This is a genomic window from Rhizobacter sp. AJA081-3 (assembly GCF_017795745.1).
In the GTDB taxonomy this organism is placed as follows: Bacteria; Pseudomonadota; Gammaproteobacteria; order Burkholderiales; family Burkholderiaceae_C; genus Piscinibacter.
In genome coordinates this window covers 910,372-926,681 of record NZ_CP059067.1, presented here as the reverse complement: position 1 = coordinate 926,681, position 16,310 = coordinate 910,372, and the positions used below count along the sequence as shown (strand labels likewise).

The following is a 16,310-nucleotide window of genomic DNA, read 5'->3' as shown; positions in this document are numbered from 1 at the left end:
TAACGCGATCAGGCGTCGGCCTTGGTCTTCAGGACCTTGCGGCCGCGGTAGAAGCCGGTCGGGCTGATGTGGTGGCGCAGGTGCGTCTCACCGGTGGTCGGCTCGATGGCCGTGCCGGGCGCCGCGACGGCATTGTGCGAGCGATGCATGCCGCGCTTCGAGGGCGACTTCTTGTTCTGCTGAACGGCCATGGAATTCTCCTGTGTAGCGGGGCAAGCCCCAGGGTCCGCGACACGGACCGACTCGAACTCTCGAGCGGTCCCGCGCCCTGGCGCCCCAACCGACACCCGCCCTGAAAGCTCACGCAGCCGGGTAGGCGTCCGATGAAAAGCCCGCGATTCTATCACGGGCAGGCTGCCCGGCGGACAGATCCGGTCAGTGGCGCCCCGGGCGCTTCAGGGCGGCCAGCGCCGCGAAGGGGTTCGGACGTTCTTCAAGGGGCTCGGGTTGGCTGCCGGCCAGCGGCATCGGCGGGGCGCACGATTCGTGGCGCGGCACCAGCGGCAGAGACAGCAGAAGCTCGTCTTCCAACAGTTCACGAAGATCCAGCGCGCGAGTGAGCGCCAACACATCGTCCTCGCTTTCGGCATCGAGCGCGGCGGCCGCAGCCTCGCCGTGAACGAAGCAGAAGCTGCGCGACACATCGAGCGGCACCGCCATCGGCTGCAGGCAGCGCTGGCATTCAAGATTCAGCGAGGTCTGCGCGCTCAGGTGCAGCCACGGCTGTGGCGCCGCGCCACGCACCGGCCGCATCTCGCCGCGGGCCTGCCAGTGGACCCTGTCCGATTCGGTCGGCCGTGCCTCGGGGTGCGCGGTTTCGGCAAGCCGCCGCAACTGTCGCAGCGGCCACTCGCCTTCCAGCTCGCCACCCTCCTTGGCGAAGGGCTCGACGTCCAGCCGCGAGGGGTCTCTTGAACGCGCACTCATGGCGCCGAGTGTACGGGCGCCGATGGGACAATCCGGCCATGACCGCACGCCCGCCGCTGATCCTCGCCTCCACCTCACGCTACCGACGCGAGTTGCTCGAGCGCCTGCGCCTGCCTTTCGAGGTCGTCTCGCCGCAGGTGGACGAGACACCCAGGCCGGGAGAGGCACCGGCCGACCTGGCCGTGCGGCTGGCGCATGCCAAGGCGGCGGTCGTCGCGGTGCTGCACCCGAACGCCGTAGTGATCGGCTCCGACCAGGTCGCCGAACTCGACGGCCAGCCCATCGGCAAGCCGGGTACGCACGAGCGAGCCGTGCAGCAGCTGCGCACGATGCGCGGGCGCAGTGTGGTGTTCCACACGGCCGTGGCCGTCCAGCGTGGCGCCACAGGCTATGCCGGCGCGGCGCTGGCGCCGGTCACGGTGCACTTTCGCATGCTGTCCGACGCCGAGATCGAACACTACCTGCGCGCCGAGCAGCCCTACGACTGCGCCGGCAGCGCCAAGTGCGAGACGCTGGGCATCGCGCTGCTGCAGGCGATCGAATCCGACGATCCCACGGCGCTGGTCGGCCTGCCGCTGATCCGCACCTGCGAGCTGTTGCGCGCGGCCGGATTCGATCCGCTGCAGCCATGACCGAGCCGGTGGGCCGCCTCTACCTCGTGCCGAACGCGCTGGACTTCGGCATCGACGGCGCCTCCGAAGCCGTGCCGCTGGACGAGGTGCTGCCGCTGGGCGTGATCCGCATCGCGGCGCGGCTGGATCATTGGGTGGCCGAGAACGCGCGCAGTACGCGCGCTTTCCTCAAGCGCGTGGGCCACATCGTGCCGCTGGCCCGACCACTGCAGCAGATCGAAATCGTCGAGCTGCCGCGCCCAGCCAAGGGCGGCAAGTCCGCGGCCACACCCGATCTCTCGCCCTTGCTGGCATCGGCGCGCGGCGGCGCCGACCTCGGCTTGATCTCCGAAGCCGGACTGCCGGCCGTGGCCGACCCGGGCGCGGCTCTCGTGCAGGCGGCCCACGCCCAAGGGCTCGAAGTGATCGCCCTGCCCGGCCCGAGTTCGCTCCTGCTGGCGCTGGCGGCCAGCGGCCTGAACGGCCAGAGCTTCGCCTTCGTCGGTTACCTGCCGGTCGATGCGGCCGAGCGCACGGCCCGCATTCGCGAACTCGAGGCACTCTCGCGCCGCACGCAACAGACGCAGATCGTCATCGAGACGCCCTACCGCAACGGCGCGCTGCTGGAAGCGCTGCTCGCGCATCTGCAGCCGGCCACCCGCGTGTCGGTGAGCTGTGGCCTCACGGCGCCAGGTGCCTTTACCCGCACCGACAGCGTCTCGGGCTGGCGAGCCCGCCCGTCGGCCTTGCCTGCCGACCGGCCCGTGGTGTTCGCCTTCCTGGCCGGCTGAGGCCGGCCGCAGGCGTCAGGACGAGGACACCTCGTCGGCCGCCTTCTGGCCGCCGAACAGCGCAGCGACCTTCTTCTTCGGCTTGATGTAGGGCGACAGGCCGCTGCGCGGCGAGGTCTGCAGCGTCTTCTGCTCCCAGGCGGCTTCGGTCTCGTTGCCGCTGGCCACGTAGGGCTGGTCGAAGAAGGGGTCGCTCGGCGCCTGCCGCGGCGACGGCGCACTGGCGCGCGGGGCCACCGTGCACGCCGGGCGCTCATCTTCGCCCTCGCGTCGCGTGCGGTCGCGGAAGCTCTCGCGGCGCGGCGGCTCGTCGTCGAACTCGAAGGGGTCGATCTCGATCTTCTTCTTGATCAGCTTTTCGATGTCGCCGACCATGCGCATGTCGTCGCGCGAGACCAGCGTCACCGCGAGGCCCGAGGCGCCGGCGCGGCCGGTGCGGCCGATGCGGTGCACGTAGTCCTCGGCATTGAAGGGCACGTCGAAGTTGAACACCGCCGGCAGGTCGGCGATGTCCAGCCCGCGCGCGGCCACGTCGGTGGCCACCAGCACATCGACTTCGCCGCGCTTGAAGGCGTCGAGCGCCTTCAGCCGCTCGTCCTGGCTCTTGTCGCCGTGCAGCGCGTTGGTGCGCAGGCCGTCACGCTCGAACGAACGCGCCAGGCGGGCACAACCGAGCTTGGAATTGACGAAGACCAAAGCCTGCGTGATCGCGCGGTCCTTGAGCATCTTCAGTACCGCGCGCCGCTTGTCGTCGGGCGCCACGCTGAAAAAGCGCTGTTCGACGTTGGTGGCGGTGGCGTTGGGCCGGGCCACCTCGACGAGGATCGGATCCTGCAGGTAGCTCTCGGCCAGGCGCTTGATCTCCGGCGAGAAGGTGGCCGAGAACAGCAGCGTCTGGCGCTGCTTGGGCAGGTAGCTGAGGATGCGCTGCAGGTCGGGCAGGAAGCCGATGTCGAGCATGCGGTCGGCCTCGTCGAGCACGACGTACTCGACCTGGTTGAGCACGCAGTTCTTCGCTTCGATGTGGTCGAGCAGGCGGCCCGGCGTGGCGATCAGCACCTCGACACCGGCCTTGAGCTCCAGCGTCTGCGGCTTCATGTCGATGCCGCCGAACACCACGGTGGCGCGCAGCTTGGTGAACTTGGAGTACTGCTTGACGTTGTTGGCGACCTGGTCGGCCAGCTCGCGCGTGGGCGCCAGCACGAGGGCGCGCACCGGGTGGCGCGCCGGCGACATGCTCGGGTTCTCGTGCTTGAGCATCTTCTGCAGCAGCGGGATCGAGAACGCGGCCGTCTTGCCGGTGCCCGTCTGCGCGGCACCCATCACGTCGCGGCCGGCCAGCACGATCGGGATGGCCTTCGCCTGGATGGGCGTCATCGTCTGGTAGCCGGAGTCGGCGACCGCGCGAAGCAGTTTCTCGTCCAGCGGCAGGGTGTCGAAACGGGCCGGCGCGGGTGGTGCGGCCTCGGGGGTGGCGATGCTGATGGCGTCGCCGGGGGTGGGGTCACTCATCCCACCATTATCGCCGCAGCGCAGCATGGATCAAAATCTGGCCCTTCTGCCCGCCTAGAATGCCAGGTTCGCCAGAACATCAAAGCCGTGCATTCATGATCCTCGTCACCGGCGGCGCCGGCTTCATCGGCGCCAACTTCGTCCTCGACTGGATCGCCACCACCGGCGAGCCGGTGCTCAATCTCGATGCACTCACCTACGCCGGCAACCTCGAGAGCCTGAAGTCGCTGGCCTACGATTCCCGCCACGTCTTCGTCAGGGGCGACATCGGCGACCGCGCACTGCTCGACCGCCTGCTCGCCGAGCACCGCCCGCGTGCGGTGATCCATTTCGCGGCCGAAAGCCACGTCGATCGCAGCATCCACGGCCCCGGCGCCTTCATCAAGACGAATATCGAGGGCACCTACACCCTGCTCGAGGCGGTGCGCGCGCACTGGTCGTGTCTGGCCGGCGACGCGAAGTCCGCATTCCGCTTCCACCACGTCTCGACCGACGAGGTGTACGGCTCGCTCGGCCCGGGTGACCCGGCCTTCACCGAGACCCACACCTACGAACCGAACAGCCCCTATTCGGCCAGCAAGGCCGCCAGCGACCACCTCGTCCGCGCCTGGCACCACACCTACGGGCTGCCGGTGCTGACGACGAACTGCTCGAACAACTACGGGCCCTACCACTTCCCCGAGAAGCTGATCCCGCTGATGATCGTCAACGCACTGGCGGGCAAGCCGCTGCCGGTGTACGGCGACGGCATGCAGGTGCGCGACTGGCTGTACGTGAAGGACCACGCCGCGGCGATCCGTGCCGTGCTGGCCAAAGGCCGGCCCGGCGAGACCTACAACGTGGGCGGCTGGAACGAGCGGCCCAACATCGAGATCGTGCGCAGCATCTGCGCGCTGCTCGACGAGATGCGCCCCGATGCGGCCGGGTCCTACGCGCGGCTGATCACCCACGTCACCGACCGGCCCGGCCACGACCGCCGCTACGCCATCGACGCTCGCAAGATCGAGCGCGAACTCGGCTGGCGGCCGGCCGAGACCTTCGAGACCGGCATCCGCAAGACGGTGCGCTGGTACCTCGACAACGCCGACTGGGTGCAGCACGTGCAGAGCGGCAGCTATCGCGACTGGGTCGCGACGAACTACAGCGCGCGCACGGCCGCATGAAGATCCTGCTGCTCGGCAAGAACGGCCAAGTCGGCTGGGAACTTCAGCGCGCACTGGCCACGCTGGGCGAGGTCGTCGCACTGGACTTCGACAGTCCCGGGCCGCTGAGCGCCGACTTCTCGAAGCCGCAGGGCCTGGCCGCCACGGTGCGCGCGGTGGCACCCGACGTGATCGTCAATGCCGCCGCCCACACCGCCGTCGACAAGGCCGAGAGCGAGCCCGATCTTGCCCGTGCCATCAATGCCGAAGCCCCGGCCGTGCTGGCGCGCGAAGCCGCGGCCTGCGGTGCCTGGCTGCTGCACTACAGCACCGACTACGTGTTCGACGGCAGCGGCGACGCGCCGCGCGGCGAAGACGCGCCGACCGGCCCGCTCAACGTCTACGGCCTCACCAAGCTCGAGGGCGAGCAGGCGATCCGTGCCAGCGGCTGCCGCCACCTGCTGCTGCGCACGAGCTGGGTGTACGGAGCGCGCGGCGGCAACTTCGCGCGCACCATGCTCAAGCTCGCGCAGGAACGCGAGCAACTGCGCGTCATCGACGACCAGATCGGCGCACCCACCGGCGCCGACCTGCTGGCCGACCTCAGCGCCCACATGCTGCGCACCGCGCGCTCGGACGCCTCCGTGGCCGGCACCTATCACGCCGTCGCCGCCGGCCAGACCAGCTGGCACGGCTACGCGAGCCATGTGATCGACTTCGCGCGCGCCGCCGGCGTGGCCGTCAAGGTGGCGCTGGGCGCCATCGAGGCGGTGCCCACCAGCGCCTTCCCGACGCCGGCGAAGCGCCCCCTCAACTCGCGCCTGGACACGTCGCGCCTGCGCAGCCGCTTCGGCGTGGTGCTGCCCGACTGGCGCCACGGCGTCGACCGCATGCTGACCGAAGTGCTCGGCCGCTGACCCGGAGACAAGCCCGCATGAACCGCAAAGGCATCATCCTCGCCGGAGGCTCCGGCACCCGGCTGCACCCGGCCACCCTGGCGATGAGCAAGCAGCTGCTGCCGGTCTACGACAAGCCGATGGTGTACTACCCGCTGTCGACCATGATGCTCGCCGGCATCCGCGAGATCCTGCTCATCAGCACGCCGCAGGACACGCCGCGCTTCGAGGCACTGCTCGGCGACGGCTCGCAGTGGGGCATCTCGATCCGCTACTGCGTGCAGCCCAGCCCCGACGGCCTGGCGCAGGCCTTCATCCTCGGCCGATCCTTCGTCGACGGCCACCCGAGCGCGCTGGTGCTCGGCGACAACATCTTCTACGGCCACGACTTCCAGCGCCTGCTCAACGACGCCAACGCGCGCGTGGCCGGCGCCACCGTGTTCGCCTACCACGTGACCGACCCCGAGCGTTACGGCGTAGTCGCCTTCGATGCCGACAAGCGGGCATTGAGCATCGAAGAGAAGCCGAAAATGCCGAAGAGCAACTACGCCGTCACGGGCCTGTACTTCTACGACGAGCAGGTGTGCGACATCGCGGCGAGCATCAAGCCATCCGCACGTGGCGAACTCGAGATCACCGACGTCAATGCGCGCTACTTGATTCAGGGCCAGCTCGACGTCGAGATCATGGGCCGCGGCTACGCCTGGCTGGACACCGGCACGCACGACAGCCTGCTCGAGGCCGGGCAGTTCATCGCCACGCTCGAAAAGCGCCAGGGCCTGAAGGTGGCCTGCCCGGAGGAGATTGCCTGGCGCTCGGGCTGGATCGATTCGGAGCGCCTCAATGCGCTGGCGCAGCCCATGCTGAAGAACGGGTATGGGCAGTACCTGGCCAAGCTGCTGAAGGAACAGGTGTACTGATGAAGATCACCCCCACCGCGATTCCGGATGTCTTGATCCTCGAACCGAAGGTGTTCGGCGACGAGCGCGGCTTCTTCATGGAGAGTTTCAACCAACGGACCTTTGACGAGGCCGTGGGCCGGCATGTCGAGTTTGTGCAAGACAATCATTCGCGGTCAACTACGGGCGTGCTGCGTGGCTTGCATTACCAGCTGCCTCCCCACGCGCAGGGGAAGCTTGTGCGGGTCACGCAAGGTCGAGTGTTCGATGTGGCAGTCGACATTCGGCGCAGCAGCAAGACATTCGGGCACTGGGTCGGTGTCGAACTTAGCGGAGACAACCATCGCCAGCTCTGGCTTCCGGAAGGCATGGCGCATGGCTTCTTGGTGCTCAGTGAAGCCGCTGATTTCCTCTACAAGACCACGAATTACTACGCATCCGTGTCAGAAGGCTGTATCCGGCACGACGACACGACACTTGCAATCGAGTGGCCCAACTTAGGTACGGCGTATGGATTGTCCGAAAAGGACCGCGCCGGCCTTCCTCTGCTGGTCGCGAGAATTTTCGACTGAGGCGCGTCGGTACTAGAGCCAGCGCGCCCGACTACGATAGACTATGCGTTCACGCCATGAACGCACCCCTAGACGACGAGCGCGCACACCCAGACGTTGCTGAAACCGAAAGGGAAACGACTCTACTGCTGTCCGCGCTCCGCCTGCTGTCGGAAGAACCTCGACTGTCCCAGCGACAACTCTCCAACGCACTTGGTTTGAGCCTCGGGAAGACGCACTACGTTTTGCATGCCTTGCTCGACAAGGGATTGCTGAAGGTGCAGAACTTCAGGCGCAATGACAACAAGGTGGCTTACGCATACCTGCTAACCCCAAAGGGGCTCAGGGAAAAGTTGACCATGACTCGAGCATTCCTTGTTCGAAAGGAAGCGGAGTTCGAGCGACTCCATTCGACCATCGAAGAACTGCGAAACGAACTTCAGCGGTCACACCCGCCTGGCTCGGCCGGATGACGCAGGTTTCAGCGCGCTCGGCAACCATCACTCACATCGCGAAAAACATGGCAACTGTCAGCAAGGTCCTCGTTACTGGAGCAGATGGATTCATCGGCTCCCATCTCGTTGAACTGCTTGTCGAGCAAGGCTATGAGGTCAAGGCGCTCGCGCAGTACAACTCGTTCAACCAATGGGGCTGGCTGGAAGATTTGGCGTGCCTCAAGGACATCGAGGTCGTCAGCGGCGACATCCGCGACGCGCACTTCTGCCGCACGATCTCACGCGGCGTCGACACCGTCTTCCACCTCGCCGCGCTGATCGCGATCCCCTACTCGTACAACGCGCCGGCCAGTTACGTCGACACCAACGTCACCGGTACGCTGAACATTTGCCAAGCGGCGCTGGACAACGGCGTCGCGCGGCTCGTGCACACGTCGACCAGCGAGGTCTACGGCACCGCGCGCTATGTGCCGATCGACGAGAAGCACCCGCTGCAGCCCCAGTCGCCTTACAGCGCCTCGAAGATCGCCGCAGACGCGATGGCGATGAGCTTCCACAATGCCTTCGCGCTACCGCTGACAATTGCGCGGCCGTTCAACACTTACGGTCCGCGCCAGTCGGCCCGCGCCGTGATCCCGACCATCGTGGCGCAAATTGCCGCCGGGCAGCGCGAGATCCGCCTCGGAGACCTGTCGCCGACGCGCGACTTCAATTACGTTGCCGATACCTGCCGCGGCTTCCTCGAGCTGGCCCGCTGCGATCAGGCGGTCGGCGAGACGGTCAACATCAGCTCGAACTACGAGATCTCGGTGCGCGCCACGCTTGAGCTGATCCGCGAGCTGATGGGCAGCCAAGTCGAATTCGTGAGCGACGCGCAGCGGCTGCGGCCGGAGAAGTCCGAGGTCCAGCGCTTGTGGGGCGACAACGCCCGCATCCGCGGTTTGACTGGCTTCCAGCCGACCTTTGACCTGCGCCACGGCCTGCAGGCGACGATCGACTGGTTCACTCGCCCGGCCAACCTCGCCAAGTACAAGGCGGGGATCTACAACGTCTGACCCGAACGTACCGGCCGACCATGTTCGACGCCTTGATCCGCTTCATTCGCGACGAGTACCGCACCGACGCGCCGATCCCGCTGCACGCGCCGCAGTTCCCGGGTCGCGAGCGCGAGTACCTGCTCGAGACAATCGAGTCGACATTCGTCTCCAGCGTCGGCGCCTTTGTCGACCGCTTCGAGCACGACATGGCCGCCTACACTGGCGCGCCGCGCGCGGTTGCGACGGTCAACGGCACGGCCGCGCTGCACGTCGCACTGATGCTCGCCGGCGTGCGCGCGGGCGACCTGGTTGTCACCCAGCCGCTGACCTTCGTCGCGACCTGTAACGCGATCGCCTACTGCGGCGCCGAGCCGGTGTTCGTCGACGTCGACCGGCACACGATGGGCCTGTCGCCCGCGGCGCTGCAGACCTGGCTGGAGGAGCATGCCGCGCTCGACGACGCTGGCTCGTGCCGGCTGCGCCGCGACGGCCGGGCCGTGCGCGCCTGCCTGCCGATGCACACCTTCGGCCACCCGGCGGACCTCGACGGCCTGGTGGAGGTCTGCGCCCGCTGGCGGCTGCCGCTGGTCGAGGACGCCGCCGAGTCGCTCGGCAGCCTGTACCACGGCCGGCACACCGGCACCTTCGGGCAGCTCGGCACGCTGAGCTTCAACGGCAACAAGATCATCACCACCGGTGGCGGCGGGATGGTGCTGGCCGACGAGGCGCTCGGCACCCGCGCGAAGTACCTGACGACCACCGCGAAGCGACCGCACCCCTACGAGTTCATCCACGACGAGGTCGGCTACAACTACCGCCTGCCGAACCTGAACGCGGCGCTCGGCTGCGCGCAGCTCGAGCAGCTCGACGGCTTCGTCGCCGCCAAACGCGCGCTGGCCGAGCGCTACGCCGCGCTGCTCGCCGGCAGCGGCCTGCAGTTCGTGCGCGAGCCGGCCGGCTGCCGCTCGAACTACTGGCTCAACGCGGTGATCTGCGACGGCCACGCCGAACGCGATGCGCTACTCGCCGCGACCAACGAACGCGGTGTGATGACCCGCCCGATCTGGCAGCTGATGAACCGGCTGCCGGCCTACGCCCATTGCCTGCACGGCGACCTGAGCGTCGCGCAGTGGCTGGAGGCGCGCGTCGTCAACCTGCCGAGCTCGGTTCCGGCCGGCGCAGCCTGAGGCGAGCATGAACCGACGCCGGATCTGTGTCGTCACCGCGACCCGCGCCGAGTACGGGCTGCTGTACTGGCTGCTGCGCGAGCTGCAGCAGGCGCCCGACGTCGAGCTGCAGCTGGTCGTGACGGGCGCGCACCTGTCGCCGCGCTTCGGCATGACGGTGGCGGCGATCGAGGCCGACGGCTTCACGATCGACGCGCGTCTGCCGATCCCGCTCGACGACGACAGCCCGCCGGGCGTCGCCCGCGCGATGGCTTCGGCGACTGTCGGCTTCGCCGACAGCTTCGCGCGCCTGGCGCCGGACCTGCTGGTGCTGCTCGGCGACCGCTACGAGATGCTCGCCGCGGCGCAGGCGGCGATGCTCGCCCGGCTGCCGATCGCGCACCTGCACGGTGGCGAGGCCACCGAGGGCCTGATCGACGAAGCCATCCGCCATGCGGTCACGAAGATGGCCCACCTGCACTTCGTCGCGGCCGAGGCCTTCCGTCGGCGGGTCATCCAGCTGGGCGAGGATCCGCGACGCGTGTGGGTCGTCAGCGCCACCGGCCTGGATAACATCGAGCGGCTCGAGCCGCTGGACCGCGCTGCGCTCGAGGCCGACCTGGGCATCCGTCTGGCGAGTCCCTGCTACCTCGTCACATACCACCCGGTCACCCTGCGCGGCGAGGACCCCGGCCAGGCCATGCGGACGCTGCTCGACGCACTGGACGACGAGCAGCCGCGCCTCGTGCTGACCGGCGTCAACGCCGACACCGGCGGCCAGTCGATGCGCCGCGAAGCCGAGCGCTTTGCGGCCGCGCGTCCGGGCCGGGTACTGCTGGCCGAGACCCTGGGCGCGCGGCGCTACCTTAGCCTGATGCGGCTCGTCGACGTGGTCGTCGGCAACTCCTCGAGCGGGCTGCTCGAGGCCCCCGCCGTCGGCACGCCGACGGTCGACATCGGCGAGCGACAGCAGGGCCGCCTGCGGGCACCTTCGGTGATCCACTGCGCGGCCGAGGCCGAGGCGATCCGCGCCGCGCTGCGGGTCGCGCGGTCCGCCGGCCACCGGGCCGTGGCCGCGCGCCGGGAGACGCCGTACGGAACGCCCGGCGCAGCGCGGCGCATTGCGCAGACCCTGCGCGAGCACCCGCTCGACGGCCTGGTGATTAAGCGCTTCCACGAACTGCCAGAGGCCGTGCGATGACGTTGCGGATCGCCTTCGTCGGTTGCGTCGAATCGAGCAGGGTCGCCCTGCAGTCCCTGCTGGACATCCCCACCGATACGGCGCGGCTGGTCGGCGTGCTGACCCGCCGTGCCTCGACCTTCAACGCCGACTTCGTCGACCTCGCGCCGCTGGCGCGGCAGGCCGGGCTGCCGCTGCTGGTCGCCGAGGATGCGCCCGAGGACGCCGAGCAGGCGGCCTGGCTCGAGCAGGTGGGCGCCGACCTGGTGTTCTGCGTCGGCTGGTCGAAACTGCTCGGCCCGCGCACGCTCGGCGCGGCACCGCGCGGCATCGTCGGCTTCCACCCCGCGGCGCTGCCCGCCAATCGCGGGCGGCATCCGCTGGTCTGGGCGCTGGCGCTCGGCCTGGAGCAGACGGCCTCGAGCTTCTTCTTCATGCGTGCCGAGGCCGACAGCGGGCCGGTGCTGAGCCAGCAGGCGATCCCGATCTTGCCCACCGACGACGCGTCGACGCTCTACGCGAAGGTGGTGGCGGCGCTGCGCGTGCAGATCCCCGCCATCGTGCAGGGGCTCGCGCGGGGCACGCTGCAGGCGATCGAACAGGATCATGGATTGGCCAACCACTGGCGGCGGCGGGGCATGGCCGACGGCCAGATCGACTGGCGGATGAGTGCCGAGGCCATCCACAACCTGGTGCGTGCCCTGGCCCGTCCCTACCCGGGCGCCCACTTCATCCGCGGCGACCAGCCGGTGAAGGTCTGGCGCTGCGAGACCCAGGCAGAGGGCCGCATGAACCTGGAGCCTGGCAAGGTACTGGCCGTCGACGGCCGGCAGATCCTCGTCAAGTGCGGCAGCCACGCCGTGCGGCTGCTCGACCACGAACTGGCCGAGCTGCCCCTCGCCGGAGACTATCTGTGAGCACGATCCTCGTGGTAGCCCCCCATCCCGACGACGAGACCCTGGGCTGTGGCGGCACGCTGCTGCGCGCGATCGCCGCCGGCGCCGAGGTGCACTGGGCGATCGCGTCGACGATGGCCGGTGCGCCGGGCTTCGACGCGGCACGCCTGGCGCCGCGCGAGCGCGAGATCGAGCAGGTCGCGGCCGCCTACGGATTCGCCGGCCTGCACCGCGCGCCGTTCCCGGCCACCCGGGTGGACACGGTGCCGATCGCCGAGCGGGTCGACTGGTTCGCTCGCGTCGTGGCCTCGATCCGGCCGGACACGCTGTACCTGCCGCACCCGCAGGACGCGCACAGCGACCACGCCGCCGTGTACGAAGCGGCGGCCGCCTGCACCAAGTCGTTCCGCTATCCGAGCGTGCGCCACGTGAACTGCTACGAAACGCTGTCGGAGACCGAGTTCGGGCTGCTGCCGCGCGGCGGCGGATTTCGGCCGAACCGGTTCGTCGACATCGCTGCGCAGCTGGAGCGCAAGCTCGAGATCATGGCCCTGTACGTTGGCGAGATGGGGCCACCGCCCTTCCCGCGCAGCGTCGAGGCGATTCGTGCCCTGGCCTGTCTGCGTGGCGGCGTCGCCGGCACGCCGGCGGCCGAGGCCTTCATGGTGCTGAGGAGCATCGAATGACCGATCGCATCTACGTCATCGCCGAAGCCGGCGTCAACCACAACGGCTCGCTGGAGATGGCCCTGCAACTCGTCGACGCGGCCGCCGAGGCCGGCGCCGACGCGGTGAAGTTCCAGACCTTCGACGCGAAGAAGCTCGCCTCGGCCGACGCGCCGAAAGCCGCGTACCAGAAGGAGACCACCGACCGCGCCGAGAGCCAGGTCGCGATGCTGCGCAAGCTCGAGTTGCCGCGCGAATGGCACGCCGAGCTGCAGGCGCGCGCGCGCCAGCGCGGCATCGAGTTCCTGTCGACCGCGTTCGACGCCGACAGCCTGGCCTTCCTCGATGCGCTGGGCGTGCCGCTGTTCAAGGTGCCCTCCGGCGAGCTGACCAACGGCCCGCTGCTGTGGCGCTTCGCGCGCACCGGCAAGCCGCTGGTGGTGTCCACCGGCATGGCCACGCTGGCCGAGGTCGAGCAGGCCCTCGCGGTGATCGCCCACGCCCTCAACGCCGACGCCGAGCCGACCGGCAGCGACGCGGTCTGGGAGGGCTGGAGCCTGGCCGCCTGGCGCGCCAGCCTGCAGGGCCGGGTCACGCTGCTGCACTGCACCTCGCAGTACCCGACGCCGCCGGCCGAGGTGAACCTGCGCGGCATGGACACGCTGGCCGCAGCCTTCGGCCTGCCGGTCGGCTACTCCGACCATACCGAGGGCGGCCTGATCCCGACGGCGGCGGTAGCGCGCGGCGCTATTCTGATCGAGAAGCACTTCACTCTCGACCGCTCGCTGCCCGGTCCGGACCACCGCGCCTCGCTCGAGCCGGCCGAGCTGAACCGCATGGTCGCCGACATCCGCGCGCTGGCGCTGGCGCTCGGCGATGGTCGCAAGGCGCCGCAGGCGTCGGAGTGGGACACAAGGCGCGCGGCGCGCCAGCAGGTCGTGGCGGCGCGCGACATCGAGGCTGGCACTCTGCTGACCCGCGCCGACCTGGGCACCGCACGCGCCGGGCGCGGGCGGCCCGCGATGGACCTCTGGGATCTGGTCGGGCAGCGAGCCGGCCGCGGGTACCGTGCCGGCGAGACCCTGGACCGATGAACGCGTCACCGATGCCCCGTGGGCCCGCGATCCTGCTCGGCGCCGGCGGCCACGCCAAGGTCGTGCTCGCACTGGCGCAGTTGCTCGGTTGGCAGGTGGTCGGCGTCAGCGACCCGGCGATCGCCGCGCAGGGCCTGCTCAACTGGCGCGGCCTGCCGGTGCTCGACGACCAGCGCCTCGCCGGCATGGCGCCGGGCTCGGTCGAGCTGCTCAATGGTGTCGGCCAGACCACCGGCGGCGGCGTGCGGCAGCGGCTGTTTGACGCCTTCACACTGCGCGGCTTCCGCTTTCCCGCGCTCGTGCACCCGGCGGCCATCGTCGACCCGAGCGCCCGCGTGGCCGATGGCGTGCAGGTCATGGCCGGCGCGGTGATCCAGGCCGACACGCAGATCGGCGCGAACTCGATCGTCAACACCCGCGCCGGAATCGACCACGACGCTACGCTGGGCGCCCATGTGCATGTAGCGCCCGGCGCTACCCTGTGCGGCAGCGTGCAGCTGGGCGACGGCGCCTTTGTCGGTGCCGGCGCGACCGTGGTGCAGGGCGTGCGGCTCGGCCGCGGCGCCTTCCTCGCCGCCGGCGCGCTGCTCGCGCGCGATCTTCCAGACGCGGGCCGCTGGCCCGAGCGCTCAGCGGCGCGGGCCGCCGCGAGCTAGCAGGAGCCCACGAGATGATGAACTGGCAATCGGTGCTGGTCGGATCCCAGCTCCCGCTGGGCGAGGCGATCGGCATCCTCGACCGCGGCGGCCTGCGCATCGCGCTGGTCGTCGACGCCGAGCGACGTCTGCTGGGTACGCTGACCGACGGCGACGTGCGGCGCGCGTTGCTGCGCCAGGTGCCGCTCGGCGCCGATGTCACACAGGCTATGAACGCGAAGCCATTGACAGCGACGCAGGCCTGGAGCCGCGAGCGCATGCTGGCGTTGATGGAGGAGCACCAACTGCTGCACGTGCCGGTGCTCGACGATCATGGGCGCGTGGTCGATCTCGAGACGCTGCACGGCCTGCTGCACAAGCGCCACAAGGGCAATCCGGTGTTCCTGATGGCGGGCGGCTTCGGCACCCGGCTGCAGCCGCTGACCGACAACTGCCCGAAGCCGATGCTGCGCGTCGGCGACAAGCCGATCCTCGAGCTGATCGTCGAGAACTTCGTCTCTGCCGGCTTCCACCAGTTCTTCATCTCGACCCACTACATGGCCGAGACGATTCGCGACCACTTCGGCGACGGCAGCCGCTGGGGCGCACAGATTCGCTACGTGCACGAGGAGCAACCGCTGGGCACGGCCGGCGCGCTAGGCCTGTTGCCGCGCGACGAGATTGACCAGCCGCTGTTCATGATGAACGGCGATCTGCTCACCAACCTGAACTTCGACAACCTGCTGAAGTTCCACAACGAACACGCCAGCCTGGCGACCATGTGCGTGCGCGAGTACGAGCACCGCGTGCCCTACGGCGTGGTCGAGAGCGATGGCCGGCGTGTGCGCTCGATGGTCGAGAAGCCGGTGCACCGCTACTTCGTCAACGCCGGCATCTACGTCGTCTCGCCGGAGCTCGCGCGCGCAGTCGAGCCCGGGACACGGATCGACATGCCGACGCTGCTTGAGCAGCAGATGGCTGCCGGCCGCGAGGTCCAGGTCTTCCCGATCCACGAGTACTGGCTGGACATTGGCCGCATGGAGGACTTCCAGCGCGCCCAGTTCGAGGTCGGGGGAATCTTCCATGCGTGAGGCGGGCGGGCTGCTGGCAGTCATCCCGGCGCGCGGCGGCAGCAAGCGCCTGCCGCGCAAGAACCTGCTGCCGCTGGGCGGCCGGCCGCTGATCGCGTGGACGATCGACGCCGCGCGAGCGAGTGGCGTGTTCGACGCCATCCTGGTCTCGACCGACGACGCAGAGATCGCCGCCGTCGCCCGCGAGGCCGGCGCCCTGGTGCCCTGGATGCGACCTGCCGAACTGGCCACCGACACCGCGACCAGCGCGTCGGTGCTGCAGCACGCACTGGCGTGGTACGAAGCCGGGCACGGCGCCGCTGAGGCAGTGGTGCTTCTGCAGCCGACCAGCCCGTTCCGCCGGGCGACATCGATCGCCGCCGCGGTGGCGAGCTACCGTGCGCAGTCGGGGCCAGCGCTGCACGCGGTAGTCAGCGTCAGCCCGGCGGCGGCGCACCCGGCCTGGTGCTTTCGAATCGAGGGCGAGGCAATGCAGCCCTTTCTCGGCTGGGACCCGCTGAGGCAGCGTTCGCAGGACCTACCGCCAGCCTACGCGCTCAACGGAGCGATCTACGTGCTTCCGCCGGCGCTTCTGCGCAGCGGCGCGCCGCTGCTGCAGCCCGGCACCCGCCCCTTCCCCATGGCCGACGCTGGCGAGGCGCTGGACATCGACACCGAGGACGACTGGCAGGTGGCGCTGGCGCTGGCCGACGCCGTGGCGGCTGGCCCCGCCTGAGCCCGGCTCATTCCGCAAGCGACTTCGCAGGCCGTCCCCATCCCATC

The 16,310-nt window shown here is 69.4% G+C and carries 19 protein-coding genes; 16 read left to right on the top strand and 3 right to left on the bottom strand.

Going from position 1 to position 16,310, the window contains the following annotated elements; translation table 11 throughout:
• Positions 1–8: 8 nt before the first annotated feature.
• Together rpmF and HZ992_RS04600 are read right to left on the bottom strand one after the other, a co-directional pair.
• Positions 9–191: a 50S ribosomal protein L32 gene (gene rpmF, locus HZ992_RS04605; RefSeq protein WP_112190625.1), complete on the bottom strand. Its 183-nt coding sequence runs from the start codon at positions 189–191 to the stop codon at positions 9–11.
• A 184-nt stretch (positions 192–375) separates the two neighbouring features.
• Positions 376–975 carry a YceD family protein gene (locus tag HZ992_RS04600; RefSeq protein ID WP_371816788.1) on the bottom strand — a complete coding sequence of 200 codons (600 nt, stop codon included), beginning with the start codon at positions 973–975 and terminating at the stop codon, positions 376–378.
• Here HZ992_RS04600 and HZ992_RS04595 point away from each other — a divergent pair.
• Together HZ992_RS04595 and HZ992_RS04590 are read left to right on the top strand one after the other, a co-directional pair.
• Positions 966–1,559, top strand: a complete 594-nt coding sequence (locus HZ992_RS04595; protein WP_209385510.1) for a Maf family nucleotide pyrophosphatase — start codon at positions 966–968, stop codon at positions 1,557–1,559. The genes HZ992_RS04600 and HZ992_RS04595 overlap by 10 nt on opposite strands.
• Complete coding sequence (locus tag HZ992_RS04590) at positions 1,556–2,329, top strand: SAM-dependent methyltransferase (protein WP_209385509.1); 774 nt, start codon at positions 1,556–1,558, stop codon at positions 2,327–2,329. The genes HZ992_RS04595 and HZ992_RS04590 overlap by 4 nt, the downstream gene beginning before the upstream one ends.
• A 15-nt stretch (positions 2,330–2,344) precedes the next feature.
• Here the strand turns inward: HZ992_RS04590 and HZ992_RS04585 are convergent, their stop codons facing one another.
• Positions 2,345–3,841, bottom strand: coding sequence for a DEAD/DEAH box helicase (locus HZ992_RS04585; RefSeq protein WP_209385508.1), 1,497 nt, complete (start codon positions 3,839–3,841; stop codon positions 2,345–2,347).
• A 95-nt stretch (positions 3,842–3,936) separates the two neighbouring features.
• Here HZ992_RS04585 and rfbB point away from each other — a divergent pair, with 95 nt between their 5' ends.
• From rfbB to HZ992_RS04515, 14 genes are read left to right on the top strand one after another with little or no spacing between them, the layout of a single operon-like run.
• A complete protein-coding gene (gene rfbB, locus HZ992_RS04580; RefSeq protein ID WP_209385507.1) occupies positions 3,937–5,004 on the top strand; it encodes a dTDP-glucose 4,6-dehydratase in 1,068 nt (355 codons plus the stop codon).
• Positions 5,001–5,900, top strand: a complete 900-nt coding sequence (gene rfbD, locus HZ992_RS04575; protein WP_209385506.1) for a dTDP-4-dehydrorhamnose reductase — start codon at positions 5,001–5,003, stop codon at positions 5,898–5,900. The genes rfbB and rfbD overlap by 4 nt, the downstream gene beginning before the upstream one ends.
• 17 nt (positions 5,901–5,917) lie before the next feature.
• On the top strand, positions 5,918–6,799 hold the full coding sequence (gene rfbA, locus HZ992_RS04570; RefSeq protein ID WP_209385505.1) for a glucose-1-phosphate thymidylyltransferase RfbA: 882 nt from the start codon (positions 5,918–5,920) through the stop codon (positions 6,797–6,799).
• A complete protein-coding gene (gene rfbC / locus HZ992_RS04565; RefSeq protein WP_209385504.1) occupies positions 6,799–7,350 on the top strand; it encodes a dTDP-4-dehydrorhamnose 3,5-epimerase in 552 nt (183 codons plus the stop codon). Before rfbA ends, rfbC begins: the two co-directional genes overlap by 1 nt.
• Positions 7,351–7,406: 56 nt before the next feature.
• Entirely contained in the window at positions 7,407–7,802 is a 396-nt protein-coding gene (locus tag HZ992_RS04560) for a MarR family EPS-associated transcriptional regulator (RefSeq protein ID WP_209385503.1), read from the top strand.
• Positions 7,799–8,839, top strand: a complete 1,041-nt coding sequence (locus HZ992_RS04555) for an NAD-dependent 4,6-dehydratase LegB (RefSeq protein WP_305848840.1) — start codon at positions 7,799–7,801, stop codon at positions 8,837–8,839. Before HZ992_RS04560 ends, HZ992_RS04555 begins: the two co-directional genes overlap by 4 nt.
• Before the next feature lie 20 nt (positions 8,840–8,859).
• Positions 8,860–10,008 (top strand): LegC family aminotransferase, encoded by a 1,149-nt coding sequence (locus tag HZ992_RS04550; protein ID WP_209385502.1) that lies wholly within the window; start codon positions 8,860–8,862, stop codon positions 10,006–10,008.
• A gap of 7 nt (positions 10,009–10,015) precedes the next feature.
• Positions 10,016–11,188, top strand: a complete 1,173-nt coding sequence (gene neuC / locus HZ992_RS04545; RefSeq protein ID WP_209385501.1) for a UDP-N-acetylglucosamine 2-epimerase — start codon at positions 10,016–10,018, stop codon at positions 11,186–11,188.
• Entirely contained in the window at positions 11,185–12,084 is a 900-nt protein-coding gene (locus tag HZ992_RS04540; protein WP_209385500.1) for a methionyl-tRNA formyltransferase, read from the top strand. The genes neuC and HZ992_RS04540 overlap by 4 nt, the downstream gene beginning before the upstream one ends.
• Complete coding sequence (locus tag HZ992_RS04535) at positions 12,081–12,749, top strand: PIG-L deacetylase family protein (RefSeq protein WP_209385499.1); 669 nt, start codon at positions 12,081–12,083, stop codon at positions 12,747–12,749. Before HZ992_RS04540 ends, HZ992_RS04535 begins: the two co-directional genes overlap by 4 nt.
• Positions 12,746–13,822, top strand: a complete 1,077-nt coding sequence (gene neuB, locus HZ992_RS04530; protein ID WP_209385498.1) for an N-acetylneuraminate synthase — start codon at positions 12,746–12,748, stop codon at positions 13,820–13,822. The genes HZ992_RS04535 and neuB overlap by 4 nt, the downstream gene beginning before the upstream one ends.
• An 11-nt stretch (positions 13,823–13,833) precedes the next feature.
• Entirely contained in the window at positions 13,834–14,478 is a 645-nt protein-coding gene (locus tag HZ992_RS04525; RefSeq protein ID WP_209385497.1) for a NeuD/PglB/VioB family sugar acetyltransferase, read from the top strand.
• A gap of 14 nt (positions 14,479–14,492) precedes the next feature.
• A complete protein-coding gene (locus HZ992_RS04520; protein ID WP_209385496.1) occupies positions 14,493–15,548 on the top strand; it encodes a nucleotidyltransferase family protein in 1,056 nt (351 codons plus the stop codon).
• Positions 15,541–16,263 (top strand): acylneuraminate cytidylyltransferase family protein, encoded by a 723-nt coding sequence (locus tag HZ992_RS04515; protein ID WP_209385495.1) that lies wholly within the window; start codon positions 15,541–15,543, stop codon positions 16,261–16,263. Before HZ992_RS04520 ends, HZ992_RS04515 begins: the two co-directional genes overlap by 8 nt.
• Positions 16,264–16,310 lie beyond the last annotated feature (47 nt).

Coding starts and splice junctions, on each gene's coding strand:
- rpmF (WP_112190625.1), bottom strand. CDS start 191: ATGGCCGTTCAGCAGAACAAGAAGTCGCCCTCGAAGCGCGGCATGCAT.
- HZ992_RS04595 (WP_209385510.1), top strand. CDS start 966: ATGACCGCACGCCCGCCGCTGATCCTCGCCTCCACCTCACGCTACCGA.
- HZ992_RS04590 (WP_209385509.1), top strand. CDS start 1,556: ATGACCGAGCCGGTGGGCCGCCTCTACCTCGTGCCGAACGCGCTGGAC.
- HZ992_RS04585 (WP_209385508.1), bottom strand. CDS start 3,841: ATGAGTGACCCCACCCCCGGCGACGCCATCAGCATCGCCACCCCCGAG.
- rfbB (WP_209385507.1), top strand. CDS start 3,937: ATGATCCTCGTCACCGGCGGCGCCGGCTTCATCGGCGCCAACTTCGTC.
- rfbD (WP_209385506.1), top strand. CDS start 5,001: ATGAAGATCCTGCTGCTCGGCAAGAACGGCCAAGTCGGCTGGGAACTT.
- rfbA (WP_209385505.1), top strand. CDS start 5,918: ATGAACCGCAAAGGCATCATCCTCGCCGGAGGCTCCGGCACCCGGCTG.
- rfbC (WP_209385504.1), top strand. CDS start 6,799: ATGAAGATCACCCCCACCGCGATTCCGGATGTCTTGATCCTCGAACCG.
- HZ992_RS04560 (WP_209385503.1), top strand. CDS start 7,407: ATGAACGCACCCCTAGACGACGAGCGCGCACACCCAGACGTTGCTGAA.
- HZ992_RS04555 (WP_305848840.1), top strand. CDS start 7,799: ATGACGCAGGTTTCAGCGCGCTCGGCAACCATCACTCACATCGCGAAA.
- HZ992_RS04550 (WP_209385502.1), top strand. CDS start 8,860: ATGTTCGACGCCTTGATCCGCTTCATTCGCGACGAGTACCGCACCGAC.
- neuC (WP_209385501.1), top strand. CDS start 10,016: ATGAACCGACGCCGGATCTGTGTCGTCACCGCGACCCGCGCCGAGTAC.
- HZ992_RS04540 (WP_209385500.1), top strand. CDS start 11,185: ATGACGTTGCGGATCGCCTTCGTCGGTTGCGTCGAATCGAGCAGGGTC.
- neuB (WP_209385498.1), top strand. CDS start 12,746: ATGACCGATCGCATCTACGTCATCGCCGAAGCCGGCGTCAACCACAAC.
- HZ992_RS04525 (WP_209385497.1), top strand. CDS start 13,834: ATGCCCCGTGGGCCCGCGATCCTGCTCGGCGCCGGCGGCCACGCCAAG.
- HZ992_RS04520 (WP_209385496.1), top strand. CDS start 14,493: ATGATGAACTGGCAATCGGTGCTGGTCGGATCCCAGCTCCCGCTGGGC.
- HZ992_RS04515 (WP_209385495.1), top strand. CDS start 15,541: ATGCGTGAGGCGGGCGGGCTGCTGGCAGTCATCCCGGCGCGCGGCGGC.